General features: G+C 71.4%; 11 protein-coding genes, 1 tRNA gene and 4 pseudogenes. 13 read left to right on the top strand and 3 right to left on the bottom strand.

The window, feature by feature from the left end:
• Window positions 1-36: 36 nt before the first annotated feature.
• The 6 genes and pseudogenes from AB0M56_RS03300 (at window position 37) to AB0M56_RS03325 (ending at window position 7,495) form a co-directional block, all read left to right on the top strand.
• Entirely contained in the window at window positions 37-1,176 is a 1,140-nt protein-coding gene (locus AB0M56_RS03300; protein WP_364170530.1) for an MFS transporter, read from the top strand.
• 78 nt (window positions 1,177-1,254) lie between these two features.
• Window positions 1,255-1,380 (top strand): annotated as a pseudogene (locus AB0M56_RS03305) (ESX secretion-associated protein EspG); the annotation flags it as partial.
• Between the two features lie 552 nt (window positions 1,381-1,932).
• Window positions 1,933-2,586 (top strand): ESX secretion-associated protein EspG, encoded by a 654-nt coding sequence (locus AB0M56_RS03310; protein ID WP_364170745.1) that lies wholly within the window; start codon window positions 1,933-1,935, stop codon window positions 2,584-2,586.
• Between the two features lie 791 nt (window positions 2,587-3,377).
• Entirely contained in the window at window positions 3,378-3,992 is a 615-nt protein-coding gene (locus AB0M56_RS03315; RefSeq protein WP_364170533.1) for a hypothetical protein, read from the top strand.
• A 141-nt stretch (window positions 3,993-4,133) separates the two neighbouring features.
• Window positions 4,134-6,299 (top strand): dTMP kinase, encoded by a 2,166-nt coding sequence (locus AB0M56_RS03320; RefSeq protein ID WP_364170536.1) that lies wholly within the window; start codon window positions 4,134-4,136, stop codon window positions 6,297-6,299.
• Complete coding sequence (locus AB0M56_RS03325; protein WP_364170539.1) at window positions 6,296-7,495, top strand: DNA polymerase III subunit delta'; 1,200 nt, start codon at window positions 6,296-6,298, stop codon at window positions 7,493-7,495. Before AB0M56_RS03320 ends, AB0M56_RS03325 begins: the two co-directional genes overlap by 4 nt.
• Before the next feature lie 226 nt (window positions 7,496-7,721).
• Here AB0M56_RS03325 and AB0M56_RS03330 read toward each other — a convergent pair whose 3' ends face one another.
• Entirely contained in the window at window positions 7,722-9,401 is a 1,680-nt protein-coding gene (locus tag AB0M56_RS03330) for a hypothetical protein (RefSeq protein WP_364170541.1), read from the bottom strand.
• Between the two features lie 135 nt (window positions 9,402-9,536).
• On the opposite strand from AB0M56_RS03330, the gene AB0M56_RS03335 reads away from it, so the two are divergent.
• A tRNA-Thr gene (locus AB0M56_RS03335) sits at window positions 9,537-9,610 on the top strand.
• Window positions 9,611-9,729: 119 nt separating this feature from the next.
• Here AB0M56_RS03335 and AB0M56_RS03340 read toward each other — a convergent pair.
• Window positions 9,730-10,614 (bottom strand): hypothetical protein, encoded by an 885-nt coding sequence (locus AB0M56_RS03340; protein ID WP_364170544.1) that lies wholly within the window; start codon window positions 10,612-10,614, stop codon window positions 9,730-9,732.
• 315 nt (window positions 10,615-10,929) lie between these two features.
• Here AB0M56_RS03340 and AB0M56_RS03345 point away from each other — a divergent pair.
• From AB0M56_RS03345 to AB0M56_RS03370, 6 genes and pseudogenes are all read left to right on the top strand, one after another.
• Window positions 10,930-11,433: pseudogene (locus tag AB0M56_RS03345) on the top strand (alkaline phosphatase family protein); the annotation flags it as partial.
• Window positions 11,322-11,786 (top strand): annotated as a pseudogene (locus AB0M56_RS03350) (alkaline phosphatase family protein); the annotation flags it as partial. The pseudogenes AB0M56_RS03345 and AB0M56_RS03350, both read left to right, overlap by 112 nt.
• Before the next feature lie 64 nt (window positions 11,787-11,850).
• A pseudogene (locus tag AB0M56_RS03355) lies at window positions 11,851-12,486 on the top strand (alkaline phosphatase family protein); the annotation flags it as partial.
• Window positions 12,487-12,630: 144 nt separating this feature from the next.
• Window positions 12,631-13,605 carry an alpha/beta hydrolase gene (locus AB0M56_RS03360; RefSeq protein WP_364170547.1) on the top strand — a complete coding sequence of 325 codons (975 nt, stop codon included), beginning with the start codon at window positions 12,631-12,633 and terminating at the stop codon, window positions 13,603-13,605.
• An 86-nt stretch (window positions 13,606-13,691) separates the two neighbouring features.
• On the top strand, window positions 13,692-15,944 hold the full coding sequence (locus tag AB0M56_RS03365) for a LuxR C-terminal-related transcriptional regulator (protein ID WP_364170550.1): 2,253 nt from the start codon (window positions 13,692-13,694) through the stop codon (window positions 15,942-15,944).
• Between the two features lie 74 nt (window positions 15,945-16,018).
• Complete coding sequence (locus AB0M56_RS03370; RefSeq protein ID WP_364170553.1) at window positions 16,019-16,447, top strand: hypothetical protein; 429 nt, start codon at window positions 16,019-16,021, stop codon at window positions 16,445-16,447.
• Window positions 16,448-16,520: 73 nt separating this feature from the next.
• On the opposite strand, the gene AB0M56_RS03375 is transcribed toward AB0M56_RS03370, so the two are convergent.
• Window positions 16,521-16,979 carry a GreA/GreB family elongation factor gene (locus AB0M56_RS03375; RefSeq protein ID WP_364170556.1) on the bottom strand — a complete coding sequence of 153 codons (459 nt, stop codon included), beginning with the start codon at window positions 16,977-16,979 and terminating at the stop codon, window positions 16,521-16,523.
• Window positions 16,980-17,041: the final 62 nt, after the last annotated feature.

Consider the following 17,041-nt stretch of genomic DNA (forward strand, 5'->3'; position numbering starts at 1 on the left):
GGGTGGCCCCTTCTTCGCGTCTGGGGGACGTTTTCGATGCAGGAGACGCGGCGTGCGAGGGCGGCCGTTTCGGTGGTGTTCGCGGTGTGCGGGGCGGCGTTCGCCACGTGGGCCGCGCGGATCCCGGCGGCCCAGGCCCACGCGGGACTGAGCGCGGGGCAGCTGGCGATCGGCCTGTTCGGCCTCGCGGCGGGGTCCGTGGTGGCGCTGGTGGCGGCCGGGCCGTTGCTCACGAAGATCGGCAGCCGCCGGGGGGTCGTGGTCGGCGCCACGGTGCTGTGCGCGGGCCTGCCATTGGCCGCGCTCGCGTCGAACCTGGTCGCTTTCGTGGGGGCGCTCGTGGTGCTCGGGATGGGCAACAGCCTGCTCGACGTGTCGATGAACGCCCACGCCGCGCGCGTCGAGGAGGCGTACGGGCGGCCGATCTTCGCCGGCTTCCACGCGTTCTGGAACATCGGCGGGCTGCTGGGTTCCGGGGCCGGGGCGCTGTTGGAGCGCGTGCCGATCGGGGTGCACTTCACCGTGACGGGCGTGGTGCTGCTGGTGGTCGCGCTGGCGGCGTCGACGCGCTTCCTGCCGGGCGCCGACCGCGGCCAGGGCGAAGCGGCGTTCGCGCTGCCGGGCAAGGCGCTGATCCCGCTCGGGGTGATCGCGTTCTGCGGGTTCGTGGCCGAGGGGACGGTGAACGACTGGAGCGCGGTTTACCTGCGGGAGGTCACGGTCGCGTCGGCTGCGTTGGCGTCGCTGGGGTACTTCGCGTTCTCGATCACGATGATCGCGGTTCGTGTGGTGGCCGATCGGCTGGTGGCGCGGGTCGGCGTGGTGCCGTTCATGCGGGTGGCGACCTTGGTGACCGTGGTCGGGTTCTTGCTGGTGGTGGCGGTGCCGGTGCCGGGGCTCGCGGTGGCCGGCTTCGCCGTGGTGGGGCTCGGGGTGTCGGGCATGGTGCCGCTGGCGTGGAGCGCGGCCGGCCGCAAGCAGCCTGACGCTCCGGGCCGCGCGATCGCGGCCGTGGCGGCGTGCGGCTACTTCGGCTTCCTCGTCGGCCCGGTCCTCGTCGGCGCCCTGGCCGGCGGCATCGGGCTGCACTGGACTTTGGGCGTGGTCGGGGCGCTGGTGGTGTCGGTGTACTTCCTGGCTCCGACCATGCGGACGGTCCCGGTTCCGGCCCGCTGACCGACCGTTCGGCGCAACGTGGCGGCGAGTCGAACAAAAGTTCGAAAAATTGTCGGTACCAGGGTGTTCAATGCAAGGGTGAGTTCAGCGACCGCAGTCTTCGACGTCATCGACGAAGTCATCGCGCCGCTCCGGGCCGAGGTACCGGAGCGGCCATCGGTGATGGAGTTCTACGACCCGCAGTTCACGGTGCCGCCGGTGCTGGAGGGGGTGGGTGGTTCTGGTTCAGGTGGTTCCGGGCCTCCTGGGGGCCGTGGCCCTCGTGGCTCGGGGTCTCGTGATGGTTCGGGTTCTCGGGGCTCGGGGTCTTGGGGCTCGGGTTCTTCGGGGTCCGGTGGTCCCTTCGGTGGCTCGGGTCCTTCGCGCAGTTCGGGTTCTGGGGGAGGTGAGGAGGCCTCGAGGGGTTCGGGCTCCGGTGGATCGGGCGATCGAGGAGGCTCGAGTGCCGCTGGAGGCGCGGGGTCCTCTGGCGGCTCGGGCTTCTTTGGCGGCTCGGAATCTCGGGACGGCTCGGGTTCGTCCGGTAGTTCGGATGGTCGGGGTTCGGAGGGTTCGGGGCAGTCTGGCGCCTGGGACTCGCGGGGCACCTCGGGACCTGGGCACAGCGGGGGTTCTCGCGACGGCTCGGGTCGTTCGGGCGAGTCGGGGTCGTGGGGTGACTCGGGAGCTTCCGGGGCCGGCGGCGCTGAGGGGTCTTCGGGCTCGTCGGGGTCTTCGGGGTCTTCGGAGTCGGAGGAGCTGAGCCTGGCCGACCAGGTGCGGCAGTCGTTCGGGCCCGCGCTGGTGCCGGCGTTGATCGAGGAGATCGAGCAGTACACGCGTTTTGTGGCGGGCATGTCGGAGCTGGGCCTGGTGCCCGAGGGTGAGGTGACGCCGGAGGCCGTCGGGCTCTACCGCGTTCTGCGGGGCGGCTTCATCCGCGGCGTGGTCACCGGCGTCTTCCCGGCACGCCCGGAGCCGTGGGAGGTCCGCTTCTTCGGCGACGAGGACTACACCACGGTGATGAGCAAGCTGGGCCGTCGGGCGCGGCTGCGTTCCGGCCTGCTCAGCGCCCTGCCGGGCTGGGTGTTCGACGGGCTGCCGGACCGTCCGCCCGGACCGGGGCCGGCCGTCCGCATCGAAACCGACCGCAGCGGCCTCGTCCCGCGCGCCGCGTGGGGCTCGCTCGACGTCATCCGCGCCGCGGTCGCCCGCCCGCGCCTCGGCACGGTCCTCGTCGACCTGGCCGTCCGCGACGCCGTCCTCGCCGAGTACCCGCACGGCGCCTTCGGCCTCGTCGACAACGACCAGGGCCGCTACCAGTTCTGCGCCGCCCCCCGCCCCGACGGCGGCTGGCTCATGACCTGGCAACCCGCCACCCGCAGCACGGCAGAGGCGTGGATCGTCGAAGCGGTCCGCAACCATGCCTGACCGACACGACGCCCGACCTGGGCATCCGGCCACCGCGAACGGAGGTGAAGGACGCCGGCTTCGAAAGGCGCGTCGCGGCTGAGCCGCTGGAGCCAAGCGCGCTCCGCCGCAGCGCTTGGCTTGTGCTTCGCGGTCGGCTCGCCGGTGCTGGCCCGGCGGTGCTGGCCCGGCGGAGTTGGCCCGGCGGAGTTGACCGCGCCAGCGCGCGGACGGGCAAGGCATCCAGCTGAACCGGCGCCGCAGAGCCTCGCGGAGGCGAGTTCGCCGAGCGGGTGAGCCCGGCGCTGTCGCCGGCTGAGCCGGAGGCGCCGATTGCCGTTGCGCCGAAGTGCTTCGGCGGGCGGGTGGGCCTGGTCCCGTCGTCGGCTGAGCCGGAGGCGTCGATTGCCGTTGTGTCGAGATGCTTCGGCGGGCGGGTGGGCCTGGTCCCATGGTCGGCTGAGCCGGAGGCGCCGATTGCCGTTGCGCCGAGATGCTTCGCTGGACCGGTGAGCACGGCCCCATCGTCGGCCGAACTCGCGCCGCAGACCGCCGTCGCGCCTGAAATGGCCCGCCGAGCCCCAGGGCGCCGGCCACGATCGATTACGAAGAGTGCCCGATCTCGTGACCGGTATCACCCCCGGACGTCGCTTTCGGCGGTCGACCGGGGTGGCCGTGGCCTGCAAACTGCTGCGGGACCCGTCAGGTCGGCGGCGTGGGCGCGAGCGTTTCTGCGGCCATTGGGCGGATGCGGGAGCCGGTAGTGTCGCCGACACTGGAAGGCGAGGACATTCCGTAGTGAGGTGGTCACCATGAGCACGAGCGGTGGGGCTCTTTTCTTCAATGCCCCCCAAGGCACCAACGCCCGCAGTGCACCGCAGCCGGAGCGCGATGGGACGTTGGACGGCAGCGTCGGCGGGGAGCGGTTCGCCGATCCGCTCGCCGGGCTGGTCACGGCGGCCGAGGCGGCGCCCGCGGCGGACGAGGCGCGGCCGTTGCCGACCGCGCGGCCCGTGCAGCACGACCCCGAGGCCGTGAAGCGGATGGTCGAGGCCGCGCTGCGGGAGGAGGCCGCGCGCACGCCGCAGCCGATCCAGCCGGCCGAAGAGAAGCCCGACGGTGTGCCGCTCGGGTTGCTGCCGCGGCAGCGGACGTGGCCCACGCGCGCGCCGCAGCTGCTCAAGCGGGTGCCGAGGCCGCGACCGAAGGCGAAAGCTGAGGTCGCCGACGATGACATCGAGGCCGAACTGGCCGAACGGCAGGCGAAAAAGCGCAGTCTGCCGAACATCGGCATGCCGAACCTGGGCCGGCCGTCGACGAGCGCGGCGGGTGTGATCCTCGCGGTCGTGCTGCTCATCGTGTTCGTCGTGATCGCGCTGTACATGGTGTCGAGCCTGGTCAGCAGTGTGACGGGCCTGTTCAGCTGACGTCGCTCCACCACCGCCACACCCGGGCCGGTGCCGTGTCCGGATCGGCGATCGGGCTACCCTGGCGACACGGTCGGGGGATCCTAAACAGGGTTTACCCGACGCCGCCGTGACGAGTGGGGTGGGCGTATCAGCGAAGGCGTGCGGTCGGTACCCGGCGCCGGATCGGGTGGTTCGGCGAGTGCCGAGACATCCACGATCCACCGCGTCCGGCGGGTGCTGGCCATCAGACCGTTCCGTCGGCTGTGGGGCGTCACGTACCTGTGCAGTGTCGCCGACTGGCTGAACCTGCTCGCTCTCACAGCCCTGAGCACGAAGCTGCTCACCAACTACACCGCGCAGAACTTCGCGTTCGTCGGCGTGGTGCTCACGAACCTGCTGCCCGGCCTGCTGTTCGCGCCCATCGGTGGCCTGCTGGCCGACCGCTTCGACCGCCGCAAAGTGATGATCGTCTGCGACTTCCTGCGCTGCGGTTTCCTGCTGTCGATCGCGATCGTCGGCGCGCCCTGGTGGCTGTTCGTCGCGAACTTCCTCGTCGGCTGCTGCTCGATCATGTGGATCCCGTCGAAGGACGCGGCGGTACCCAACCTGCTGCGCCGCCCGGACCAGGTCGAGACGGCCAACCAGCTCGGCCTCGTGATGACCTACGGCCTCGCCGTGATCACCGCCGCCGGCGCCAACGCGCTCATCCTCGGCGCGAACACCACGTTCCACCTCTTCCAAGGCGCCACGGCCGACCTATACATCGCGAAGATCGTGGTGGTCATCAACGGCCTGCTGTACTTGACCAGCGGCATCCTCATCGCCACGCGGATTCCCGAGCTGTCGCTGCGCGACGTACACAAGCTGCCCGACCAGAAGGTCAAGAACGCCGACGAGGAGAAGTTCGGCCTCGGCGAAATGGTGCGCGACGGCCTGCGCTTCATCAAGAGCACGCCCTTGGTGCGAGGGCTGCTGATCGGCGCGTTCGGAGCGTTCGCCGCGGGCGGGGCCGTGGTCGCCTCGGCCAAGCCGTACTCGTCGTCGCTGCTTGCCGGTGACGCCGCGTTCAACCTGCTGGTCCTCGCCGTGTTCCTCGGCCTCGCCACCGGCATGGCCCTCGCGCCCAAGCTCGCCCGGCGGCTGCCGCACGACCGGCTGTTCGGCATCTCGATCGTGGTGGCCGGCCTCTCGCTGGTGATCATCGCGCTGTCGCCACACCTCGCGATCTCGGTGATCGCCGTGGCGCTCACCGGCTTCTGCGCCGGCATCGCGTTCCTCACCGGCGTCACGATCATCGGCTCGCGCGTGGAAGATGCGATCCGCGGCCGCGTGAACGCGATCTACCAGTCGATGCTCAAGATCGTGCTGTTCGGCTCGACCATCGTCACGCCCGCGTTGATCGGTCTCGTCCGCCCGCACCAGATCAACGTGTGGGGCAGCCCCGTCACCATCGACGGCACGCGCCCGGTGATGATCGGCGGTGGCCTGCTCGCAGTGCTGCTCGGCGTGATCGCCTACCGGCAGATGGACGATCGCCGCAGCGAGAAGATCCTCACCGACCTGCGCAATGCCCTGCGCCGCGCGCCCCGGCGCGTCAACGGTTTCCTCATCGCACTCGAAGGCACCACGGCCATCAACACCGCCAGCCAGGCCGCGCGGCTCTCGCGCTGGCTCGGCACCGGCACCCGGCCCGTGGTGCTGGCGGCCGACCCCGCGCTCGACGAGCGGCGATTCCGTTCGCTGATCTCCGACGCGTCGCTCACGGGCGCGCGGGCCCAGGCGCTCGTCGCCGCGGCCGTGCGCGCCGAGCTGGTGGAACGCGAGATCCAGCCGGCGCTCGACGCCGGCTCCGTGGTGGTGATGGAGCGCTTCGTCGACTCGCCGCTGGCGCATCTATGCGCGGTTGCGGGCCTCGACGCCGACGAGCTCGAAGGTCTGGCCGACTGGGCCACGGGCAAGCTGCGCCCCGACCTCACGGTGCTGCTCGACGCCGAACCGGACCAGCACGACGAGAACCCGCCGGCGTCGGTCAACGACCAGTGGCGCATGCAGCACCTGCTCGCCGAGATGGCCGCGGCCGACCCCGACCGCTACGTGGTCGTCGACGCCGAAGGCACCGACGACGAGGTCGCCGCACGCGTCCGCACGGCTGTGCTCGCGGTGTTCGTCGGCCGCCTGTCCGGGCTGGCGCCTTCTGAGCCGGCCGAGCGTCCGGAGCTGGACCACAGCACGCACGCCGTGGCGACGGCCGACGTCGTCGAAGTCGCCGTCGCGGAAGCCGAGCTCGCGCCCGTGCAGGAAGTGTCCGAAGTGGACGCCAAGTGACCGGGCCGATCGGCGTCTGGGCCGAGCTCGTGGGCCAGGAGCCGGCGGTCGAAACGTTGTCGTCGGCTTCGTCGGCGGCCGCGAAGATCGTGGCGGGGGAGCCTGTCCCGCCGGGCGCGATGACGCACGCCTGGCTGATCACGGGCCCGCCGGGGTCCGGCCGTTCGGTCGCGGCGCGCACGTTCGCGGCCGCGCTGCAGTGCAGCACCGGCACGGGCTGCGGCGCGTGCCCCGGCTGCCGCACGACGATGGCGGGCACTCACGCCGACGTCCGGCTCGTGGTGCCCGAAGGCCTGTCGATCTCGGTCGCGGAGATGCGCGCGCTGGTGCAGGCCGCCGCACGGCGCCCGACCACGGGCGAGTGGCAGGTCGTGATCATCGAGGACGCCGACCGGCTCACGGAGGGCGCGTCGAACGCGCTGCTCAAGGCCGTCGAGGAGCCGCCGGAGCGCACGGTGTTCCTGCTGTGCGCGCCGTCGGACCACCCGGACGACGTGTCGGTGACCATCCGCTCGCGCTGCCGTCTGGTGACGCTGCGGACGCCGCCGCCCGAGGCCATCGCGCAGGTGCTGGTCGCCCGCGACGGCGTCGACCCTGAGCTCGCGCAGTGGGCCGCGTCGGTCTGCGGCGGCCACGTCGGCCGCGCGCGCCGGCTCGCCACGGACGACTCCGCGCGCCAGCGCCGGGCCACCGTGCTGCGGATCCCGACGGGCCTGCGCCGCCCCGCCGACGTCTTCACCAGCGCCGACCAGCTGATCAGCGCCGCGGAGGCCGACGCCGGCGAGGAGAGCAAGGCCCGCGACGAGAACGAACGCTCGGAGCTGCGCACCGCCATGGGCGGCGACGGCATCGGCAAGGGCGTCGCCGGAGCCAAGCGCGCCGCCGAGGCCGCCGTGAAGCAGCTCGAAAAACGCCAGAAGTCCCGCGCGACCCGCACCCAGCGCGACACGCTCGACCTCGCGCTCGTCGACCTCGCCGGCTTCTACCGCGACGTCCTCGTCACCACCACCCACTCCGGCGCGACCCTCAACCACCCCGACCACGCCGACGACATCCGCGCCGCCGCCGCGGCCTGGACGCCGGAATCCACGCTGCGCCGCCTGGAAGCCGTCCTCGAATGCCGCGAGGCGATCGAGCTGAACGTCAAACCGCGCATCGCCGTGGAAGCCATGGTGACGACGCTGCGCCAGGGCTGAGCTGACTGCCCAGCAATTGACAACGACCGCAGCAAACGACGACGGCGCGAGGCCGCCGCCTGCAGCGGCCGCGCTGAGACTTGGCCGCAGTGGCCATTCCTCGCCGCGGTGATGGTGACGACGCTGCGCCAGGGCTGTCTGTGCGGCAAACGACAACGACCGCAGCAAACGACAACGGCCCGACCACCAGGAAGGTGACCGGGCCGTTCTCACGAACCCCCGGGGATCAGTCGCGCGGATGTGGTGACGGTTTGCGCGGAGTGTCGTCGGAGTGGAGCTTCACCGGCGCGGCGATCCGGCGGCGGTTGGGGAACGCCGCGACCATCACGACGCCGAGCAGCAGCATCGCCGTACCTGCCCAGAAGAGCGGCACGGTGTCGTACGCCGTGCCCGTGTACGCGAGGTTCTTCACCGGCCCTTTGGGTGCCGGGCCGCCGGCCGCGGGCGGGGGTGTGGTGGCCGTGCCGCAGACGACGCCGCCGGTGGGGGCGTAGGCGCGGGCGACCTGTTCGCCCAAGGACAGCTGCGCCAGGGACGACGGGAGGTTGTCGCCGGCGCCGGCGGGGAGCAGTGTCTTCAGGTTTTTCGTCGGGAGCACCTGGAGGTCGAACAGCCGCGCCGAGGCGCCGAGCTGGTAGCCCTTGTACGGCGTCGTCGCGACGGAGCCCTTCTGGTCCAGACCGGCGATCGACAACCGGAGGACGCCGAGGTCGAGGACGGTGCCCGCGGTGTCGCCGACCTGCTGGATGCCCTTCGTCAGCGTGGACACGAGGCCGCCGACCACGGGGATCGAGTTGAGCTGCCCGAACTTGTCGCTCAGGCCCGCAAGCGGGAGGCCGATCGGGATGTCCTTGGTCGGGTGCGCCGCGTCGAGCGTGTACAGCGTCTTGCCGCCGGCCTCGATGGTCAGCACGGGCGCGGTGTAGTCGACCTTCGAGGTCTTCTCGTCGCCGGTCGAGGTGACCGTGAGCGTCGGCTGGCTGGCGACCTTGATCGACAGCTCCAGCGGCGTGCCCTTGAGGATGTCGATGTCGGCGGCCTGCAGCGTCGAGATCGACTGCACCGCCTTGTTCTTCGACCCCGGGATGTCCACGAGCTTCACCTGCGAACGCGACGACAGCGTGTTCGGCAGGCTCAGCAGCGAGCCGGTGCCGTTGGCCGCGGTCTGGCCGCCACCGGACAGCAGGCCGCCGAGGCTCTGCAGGCCCTTGGCCGGGTCGAAGCCCTGCGCGAGCTGCGTGCCCTGCGGCAGGTTCAGTCCACCCTGGCCCAGCAACGGAATCTGCGGCAGCGACGGGATCACGTTCAGCAGCGAAAGGCTCGAAACCGACGTGCTCGCGTCGGCGATCGTGTCCACGCACGGGCCCAGCGAGTCACTCCAGCGGGCGTGCGCGGTGCCGTTCAGCACGCCGATGTTCAGCAGCGGGTTCGACGGCGCGTTGAGCCCGCCGGACAGCGGCTGCGGGTTGTCCGGCAGCGCGGTCTGCACCACGGAGCCCGGCGTCTGCGGTGCCTGGCCCCCCACGGAAACCCCGAACGGCGAGGCCTGCGCGATCGACTTCTCGTACGCCAGGTACGCCTCGGAGTTCGCCGACGCGCTCGACAGGCCCATCCCGGCTTCCAGCGTCGACTGCTTCGGCAGTGTCTGCCCGAAGCCGGGCAGGATCGTCGACGTCGGCACGGAGTTCGGCAGCAGGCGCAGCACGCCCAGCGCCGTGCCCGCGTCGCCCACCGCGTGGCCGAGCGGCTGCGGCCCGATCGGCGCGGACGCCGGGGGCTGCGACGGGTTCGCCGGCTGCGGGATCGGCGTCGTCGGGATCTCCTGGGCGCTCGCCGGCGCGGCGAGGAGCAGCAGCAACGCCGCTGCCGCGGGCAGGGCCACCGTGCGGGGCAGTCTTCGCCGCATGTGCCGAGTCCTCCAGGTAGGCCGATCGGGCAGTGAGACCGAGGTCATAGGACCCTAACGACGCGGCCCCCGCAAGGTGACGCCAACGACCTCCGCTACACTTGTTCCCGTCGGACGGCGCCAGCCACCCGGCATGCCGCCTTAGCTCAGTCGGCCAGAGCGATTCACTCGTAATGAATAGGTCAGGGGTTCGATTCCCCTAGGCGGCTCCGCAGGTCAGGGCCCATCCGGAACACTTCGGATGGGCCCTGATTCGTTTTCTGGGGACGAAGTGAGGGACTACGGTCCCATCGGCCCGATTGGTGAAGTTCACCCGACGAGGTGACGACTAACTGCTCCGTTCGGCGAGCAGCTCCAACCCGCCGGGGCCGAGCCGGAGCACCGACGGGACCAGCTCCGTGGTGTCGTGCGGCGAGTTGAGCACCTGCTGCAGCACGTCGTCCGCCAAGCCGGAGTCCTCCCGGACCACGACCATCTCGTCCGGGCAGGTCAGGCCCACGAGCAGGTCACCGCCGCCGAAGTGCGGGGACAGCTGCGAGTACAGGTCGGGCAACGCGACCGCGGACGCGGCCAGCAGCGTCTCCCGGGTCACCGACACCAGCACGTCGTCGCCGGAGGAGCGGACGCCGAGCTTCAGGCCGCGGGTCAGCGCGCCGTACGCGACGTCGAAGAGCTTCTCGACCGGCACGCCCATCTGCTCCTGCTGGTGCCGGGTCACGTGCTGCATGCCGACCTTGCCCTCCGGCGTCCGCCCCACCGCCGCGACCGTGACCGACAACCGGCCGGGCACGAGCGGCCGGTGCGGCAAGGCGTCGAGGAGCCCGGCGCTGGGCGATGACGCGCTCCACAGCACGGGCAACAGCTCCTCCGTGCGCTCCTCCTCCTGCTGCTGCCGCGCCGCGTGCGTTTCGGCCATCACGGCGCGAGCTTCGGCGAACGCGCGCTCCCAGCCATCCGGGCCAGGGCGGGCGAAGCTGTACTTGCAGTCGGCCTTCTTGAAGTTCTTGGCCATGAACTTCAGGTCGGCCGCGGACGGCTCCCATTCGCTGTACACGGCGGAAACCTTCGACGCACGCACCTTGTGCTGCTTGCGCACGCTCGCCCACGCCTGCTCCACGGCGTCGTCGGCCTTCGTGGGCGCGCTCGCCAGCACCGGCTCGGCGAGGCCGGCGACGCGGAAGATGACGAGGTTCTGGGACACGTCGTCGTTCATGGGATCTCCTGGGAGGAAACGGATCTCGGCACGCCGCGTGTGTAGCACGCCGCGGGCCGGCGAGAGGTCGTGATCGGGAAAATGGCGAAGCCGACCACCACGATCTCGTAATGGATAGGTCAGGGGTTCGATTCCCCTAGGCGGCTCCAGCACTAGACCAGGGTCTTTCCGAACTTCGGAGGGTCCCTGGTTGCGTTCTGTTCAGCCATCGGGTGGCCGTCGGCCTCGAGCTGATGAAGATCGTGGTCCAGTAGTGCCCTTACCTGGGTTTTTTACGAGGGGCAGTGTTTCGCGAATGTCGCCGTACGGTGGGGTATGCCTGGACCAGGTCGGCCGGGTGCTCTTGACCACGTCGTCGTGGTCATGTTCGAGAACCGCTCGTTCGACAATCTTCTCGGGTGTCTGTACGAGCCGGGCGAGGTCGCGGCTTTTGACGGGGTGCGTGGCAAAGAGCTGTCCAACCCGGTTCCAGGGTGGGCCGAGCACGCCGGGGGCGTGGTGCCCTACGGGGTGGCCCAGACCATGGACACCCCGAATCCGGATCCCGGCGAGGAGTATCAGCACGTCAACACCCAGCTGTTCGGGCTGATCGATCCGGCCGGCAACCGCGCTGCCCTCGCCGAGCACATGGTCGCGCCCTACAACGCGCCCGAAGACGGGCGGGCACCCACCATGGACGGCTTCGTCGCGGACTACATCAGCGCGTTTTGGGCCGAGACGGGCCGCGAGCCCAGCTACGACGAGTACGCGCAGATCATGACCGGTTACACGCCGCAGCAGATGCCGGTCGTGTCGGCGCTGGCCCGCGGGTTCGCCACCTTCGACCACTGGTCGCCGAGGTACCGACCCAGACCTTCGCCAACCGGTCCTTCATGCACGCCGCGACCTCCTCCGGCCTGGTCGTCAACGCCCCATACGCGAATTTCCCGCTGCACAACGCGGCCACGACGGTGTTCGAGCGGCTGGAGTCCGCCGGGCTGTCGTGGCGGGTCTACGTCGATCCGCCGAGCCGGATCCCGTTCACGGGCCTCATCCACGCGCCGCGTCTGCGTACCCGGTTCGCCTCCCACTTCGCCACCACCGACCGGTTCCTGGAAGACGCGGAGGAGGGGAGGCTGCCGACGTACTCGTTCATCGAGCCCAACCTGTGGCACGGGCACAACGACATGCACCCCCCGATCTCGGCGCTCGTCCCAGGCGCCGCGTTGCGATGCGCCCTCCTCGCTTCTCGGCGGCGAGGCGCTGCTGGCGAAGATCTACAACGCGGTCCGCACGGCGTCCTCCCCGGACGGCTCGAACTGCTTCAACACCTTGCTGATGGTCACGTTCGACGAGCACGGCGGGACCTACGACCACGTGCCCCCGCCGGCCGCGACCCCACCCGAGCCGGCCCGCCCGCCGGGGCAGCTGGGCTTCGTCTTCGACCGGCTTGGCGTCCGAGTGTCCGCGATCGCGATCTCGGCCTGGATCCCGGAGCGGACCGTCGTCACCGACGTCCACCACCACACATCGGTGATCCAGACGCTGCGGCAGCGGTGGAACCTCGGCGCCCCTCTGACCGCACGGGACGCGACCGCGCCGGGCCTGGCGACGGTCCTCAGCCGCGACGAGCCACGCGCGCCCGAGGACTGGCCCAACGTCCTGCCCCGGCCCGTCCCCGAGTTCCGCGAGAGCCTCGTGCCGGTCGGCGCTCCGCTGTCGCCCCTGGCCAAAGCGCTGTTCCAGGGTTACCTGGCGCTGACCAAGCAGCTGGGACAAGCGTTGCCCGACATCCCACCCGACGCCGAGCTCAGCGGTGGACAGGCGCTGGACATCGTGCACGAGACCGCGGGTGATCTCTTCCCCGGCCTTCGGATGGCGACCAGCCGGTAGCCGCGGACCCCACCCTTCACCGGTGTCGAGTGAGAGCCGGGTCGAAGTCCGTGTTTTGCCGGATGCCCGCCGCCCGCCGCGGCGGTGAGACTCGTGACGTCCTGGCTCCGGAGCCCCCGCCAGACAAGACGTCAGGAGAGAACCATGACCACCGACGTGCCCGACGCCGGCACCGACCCGCGCATCGAGCGACGCGTCCGCGAGTTCCTCGCGGAGCTCAACAAGAATCCCGACCCGTTCTGGCTGCTGCCGGGCGAGCAGGTGCGGGCCACGCTCAGCGGCCTGCAGGCAACGGTCGACGTCGACCTGAGCGGGGTCGACACCGAGGAACGCGACATCGAGGTCGACGGCGTGCGCACGAAGATCTACGTGCAGCGCCCCGCGCGGTCGCAGGAGACGTTGCCCGTGGTGCTGTTCCTGCACGGCGGCGTGTGGATCGCGGGCGACTTCGACAACCACCGCCGCCTCACGCGCGACCTCGTGCTCGCGACGGGGTACGCCGTGGTCTTCGTGGAGTACACGCCGATCCCGGACGCCGTGTTCCCGACGCAACTCGAAGAGTGCTTCGCCGCGCTCAAGTGGGTTGCGCGTGAAGGCGCTTCGCAGCGGCTGGACGCGTCGCGGCTCGCGGTGGCGGGCAACAGCGTCGGCGGCAACCTGAGCGCGGCGCTCACGATGTACACGCGCGACCACGACGGGCCGCCCATCAAGGCCCAGCTGCTGATGTACCCGGCCACCGACGCGCGCGTCGACACCGCGTCCTACGCCGAGTTCGCCGACGGCCGCTTCCTGCCGCGCGCGTTCATGAAGTTCGGCTGGGACGTCTACGCGCCGGACGAGGCCACGCGCGACAACCCGTACGCCTCGCCGCTGCGGGCCACTGTGGACCAGCTGCGTGGCCTGCCGCCGGCGATCGTCCACACCTCGTCGAACGACGTACTTCGCGACGAAGGCGTCGCGTACGCGCACAAGCTCGACGAGGCCGGCGTCGACGTGATCTCGGTGCAGTACGTGGGCCAGATCCACGACATGGCCCTGCTGAACCCGATTCACGACGTGCCGAGCACCCGCGCCGAGTTCCGGCACGCGGCCGCGGACCTCAAGCACCTGCTGTCCTGAACCGCACACCTGCCGCCCCTCCGGCGAGGACCGGAGGGGCGGCGCGCGGGTTAGCCTTGCCCTCGGCCGGTCCCCGGACGAGGGAAGTGACCGAGGTGGGCGCACTGCCGGTGGAGGTGACGAGTTTCGTCGGCCGCCGCGAAGAGCTGCGGGCGACGCGGAAGGTGCTCGCCGCGGCCCGGCTCGTCACGCTCACCGGCACCGGCGGTGTCGGCAAGACGCGGCTCGCGCTGCGGGCCGCCACCGAGGTGCGCGGTTCCTTCGCCGACGGGGTGTGGCTCGTCGAGCTGGCCGCGTTGCGAGATCCGGCGCTGCTCGCGCAGACGATCGGCGCGGCGTTCCGCCTCGGCGACACCGGCGGTGATCCCTCCGCGCGGCTCGTTGACTTCCTGCGTGACAAGCAGCTGCTGCTCGTGCTCGACAACTGCGAGCACCTCGGCCAGGCGCTCGCCGCGCTGGTGCACGAGTTGCTCGTGGCGGTCCCTGACCTGCGCGTGCTCACGACCAGCCGACACGTGCTCGGACTCGACGGGGAACACGTGCTCCCGGTGCCGCCGCTGGCCGTGCCGCCGGTGCGTGACCTCGCGGGCGCGCGGGGGCTCGACGTCGTGAAGCTTTTCGTCGATCGCGCGGCCGCGGTGTGCGCCGGCTTCACCGTCCACAGTGGAAACTGGCCGCAGGTGGTGCAGATCTGCCACCGGCTGGAGGGGATACCGCTCGCCGTCGAGCTGGCCGCGGGGTGGCTGCGGGTGCTGAGCGTCGACGAGCTCCTGGCCCGGCTCGACGACTTCTTCGCTCTGCTCCGGCGCGGCAGCCCTGTCGTGCCCGCGCGCCACCGGACGCTCGCAGGCACCGTCGAGTGGAGCCATGAGCTGTGCAGCTCAGGCCAGCGGCTGCTGTGGGCGCGGCTCGGGGTGTTCGCGGGCGCCTTCGACGTCACAGCCGTGGAGCGTGTGTGCGCCGGCGACGGGATCGAGCGCGACGACGTGCTCGACCTGCTGGCCGGACTCGTCGGCAGCTCGGTGGTGCAGGCCGAGCGGCCGGCCGGCACCACGCGCTTCCGCCTGCTCGAGCCCATCCGGCAGTACGCGCAGGCGAAGCTGCGGGAGCTCGGCCTGTGCGACGAGCTGCGCGACCGGCATCGCGACCACTACCTGCGCCTTGCCGAGCAGGCCGCGCACGACTGGGGCCACGGCCCGGAGCAGGCGCTCGTGGCCGCGCGGGTGCGGGCGGACCTGCCGAACCTGCGCGCCGCACTGGAGCACAGCCTGGCCGGGGACCCGGCCGTCGGCCTGCGGCTGGGGGTGGCGCTGGAGTTCCTGTGGCTGTTCTGCGGCCACGTCGCCGAGGGCGCGCACTGGCTGGAGCGCGCGCTGGCGCTGAACCCCGAGCCGGGCAAGGACCGGGCGCGGGCGTTGTGGATCGTGGCGTCGTCGCTGGCCTTCCGGGGCGGCCGCGAGCAGGCGGTCGCTCTAGGGCGGGAGGCCGAGGCGTGGGCGCTGGAGCACGACGACGCCGACGAGCTGGCCCACGCCCGCCTGGTGCTTGGCGGGTGCGCGTTCCTCGGTGGGGACGTCGACCGGGCCGACGAGCTGTTCCACGAAGCCGAGGTGACGGCCGACGGCGAGGTGCTGCTGCAGATCCTCATAGCCGTCGCGCACACGGCCGTCTGGCGCGACGACGGCGACGAGGCGCTGGCCGTCGCGTCACGAGGGCTCGCGCTGTGCGGCGAGCAGTTCTCCCGCAGCGGCCTCCTCGGCGTCCGGGGCCTGGCCCACTGGCGACTTGGTTCGTTCGCGGCCGCCGCCGAGGACCTGACGGCGGCACTGAGCTCGGCCCGGCCGTTCGGCGACGTGCTGGGCGCCGCGAAAGCCCTCGAGTTCCTCGCGTGGACGAGCGCGGCGCTGGGGCAGCCGGACCGCGCGGCCGAGCTGCTGGGCACGGCTTCCGCGGTTTGGCCGCTGGTCGGCGGGCGGCCGATGTACGGGTTCGGCCGGCTGATCGACGTGCACGCGGATTGCGTGGCCGGCATCGCTTCGGCGTTGGGCGCGCGGTTCCGGCCGGCCTACGAGCGCGGTGCGGCCGCCGTGTCCGATCTCGACTCGGCGATCGCGTTCGCGCTGGGCAGCGGGATCCCCGACGAACGCCCCGCCGAGCTGAGCCGCCGCGAGTACGAGGTGGCGCGGCTGGTCGCCGACGGGCTGTCCAACAAGGACATCGCCGAACGACTGGTCATCAGCCGCCGCACGGCCGAGTCGCACGTGGTCCACATCCTCGACAAGCTGGGCTTCCGCTCGCGTTCGCAGATCGCGACGTGGATCACGCGCCGCGCGCGCTGACTCGGCCATCCGGCGTGTGGCTTCGGGCCGGAAAGCCGATGCCGGTCCTCCGGGGCCTGGATTGACTCGGTGGCATGAACGAAATCGGGAAAACCGCGACCTGGTTCGCGGCGATCGCGGCGGCACTGGCGACCGTCACCGCGTGTGCGCCGGACGGGCCGGAGCACGTCAAAAACGTCTCGTACGACACCGGCGCCATCGGCAAGGCCGACACCGACGCGCGCCTGCCGTCCTGGATCCCCGACGACGCGACGGCCGTCACGGAGGTCATCCGCACCACCGGGTCCGAACGGATCCTGCGCTACACCCCAGGCGCCTCGGGCCTGCCCGCGACGTGCGTCAAGGGTCCCGCGTCGGCGACCCGCGCGACGCTGTCGGCCGACTGGTGGCCCGCCGGCCAGGAGCACCGCACCGACCGCGTCTGCGACACCGACTGGCACGTCATCGCCGACCAGGGCCTGATCTACGCCTACAAACCGGAGACGCTCGACCAACGTCGCTGAGGGTTGCGCGAAAAGACGGATCGGGCCGCCGAGGCGTGATGCCCGGCAGCCCGATCCGTGGAGTCCGAAGTAGTCAGTCCTCCGGCGGGGTCAGCTCGATCACCGTGGCGGAGGCTTCGCCGCGCGGGGTGCGGTAGGTGATCTTGTCGCCGGCCTTGGCGCCGACCAGGGCGAGGCCCAGCGGGCTGTCCGAAGTCAGCGAGTCGAGGTCCTCGCCCGGGATGGTGACGACGTTGAGTACTTCCTCGTCACCGTCGGCGAAGCGCAGCGAGACGCGCGTGCCGTCGGGAAGCAGATTGCTGTTGTAGGCGCCGTGTTCGAGCTTGGCGGCGACGTCGGAGATCTGGCGCTCCAGCCGCGCGGCGGCCTCGGCCCGGTCGATCACGTCGGCCTGGTCGGCCGCGTCCCCCGTGCGTTCCTGCTCGCCGGGCTGCGGTGCGAGCGCCGCCCGTTGTGCGCGCAGGCCGGCTATTTCCTTCTCCAGCTGGCGGCGCGCCGCCTCGCTGAGCCCCTTGTCCCCTGAGATCACCATGCCGGGCATTGTCCGCTGTGCGGACCGGGGTGGCCAATCCGCTTTTTCACCCGAGAGGGCGT

It is taken from the genome of Amycolatopsis sp. NPDC051372 (assembly GCF_040682095.1).
In the GTDB taxonomy this organism is placed as follows: Bacteria; Actinomycetota; Actinomycetes; order Mycobacteriales; family Pseudonocardiaceae; genus Amycolatopsis.

Bases quoted from the DNA above. Each gene is read 5' to 3' on its own strand.
- AB0M56_RS03300 (WP_364170530.1), top strand. From the start codon at position 37: ATGCAGGAGACGCGGCGTGCGAGGGCGGCCGTTTCGGTGGTGTTCGCG.
- AB0M56_RS03315 (WP_364170533.1), top strand. From the start codon at position 3,378: ATGAGCACGAGCGGTGGGGCTCTTTTCTTCAATGCCCCCCAAGGCACC.
- AB0M56_RS03330 (WP_364170541.1), bottom strand. From the start codon at position 9,401: ATGCGGCGAAGACTGCCCCGCACGGTGGCCCTGCCCGCGGCAGCGGCG.
- AB0M56_RS03340 (WP_364170544.1), bottom strand. From the start codon at position 10,614: ATGAACGACGACGTGTCCCAGAACCTCGTCATCTTCCGCGTCGCCGGC.
- AB0M56_RS03360 (WP_364170547.1), top strand. From the start codon at position 12,631: ATGACCACCGACGTGCCCGACGCCGGCACCGACCCGCGCATCGAGCGA.
- AB0M56_RS03370 (WP_364170553.1), top strand. From the start codon at position 16,019: ATGAACGAAATCGGGAAAACCGCGACCTGGTTCGCGGCGATCGCGGCG.
- AB0M56_RS03375 (WP_364170556.1), bottom strand. From the start codon at position 16,979: ATGGTGATCTCAGGGGACAAGGGGCTCAGCGAGGCGGCGCGCCGCCAG.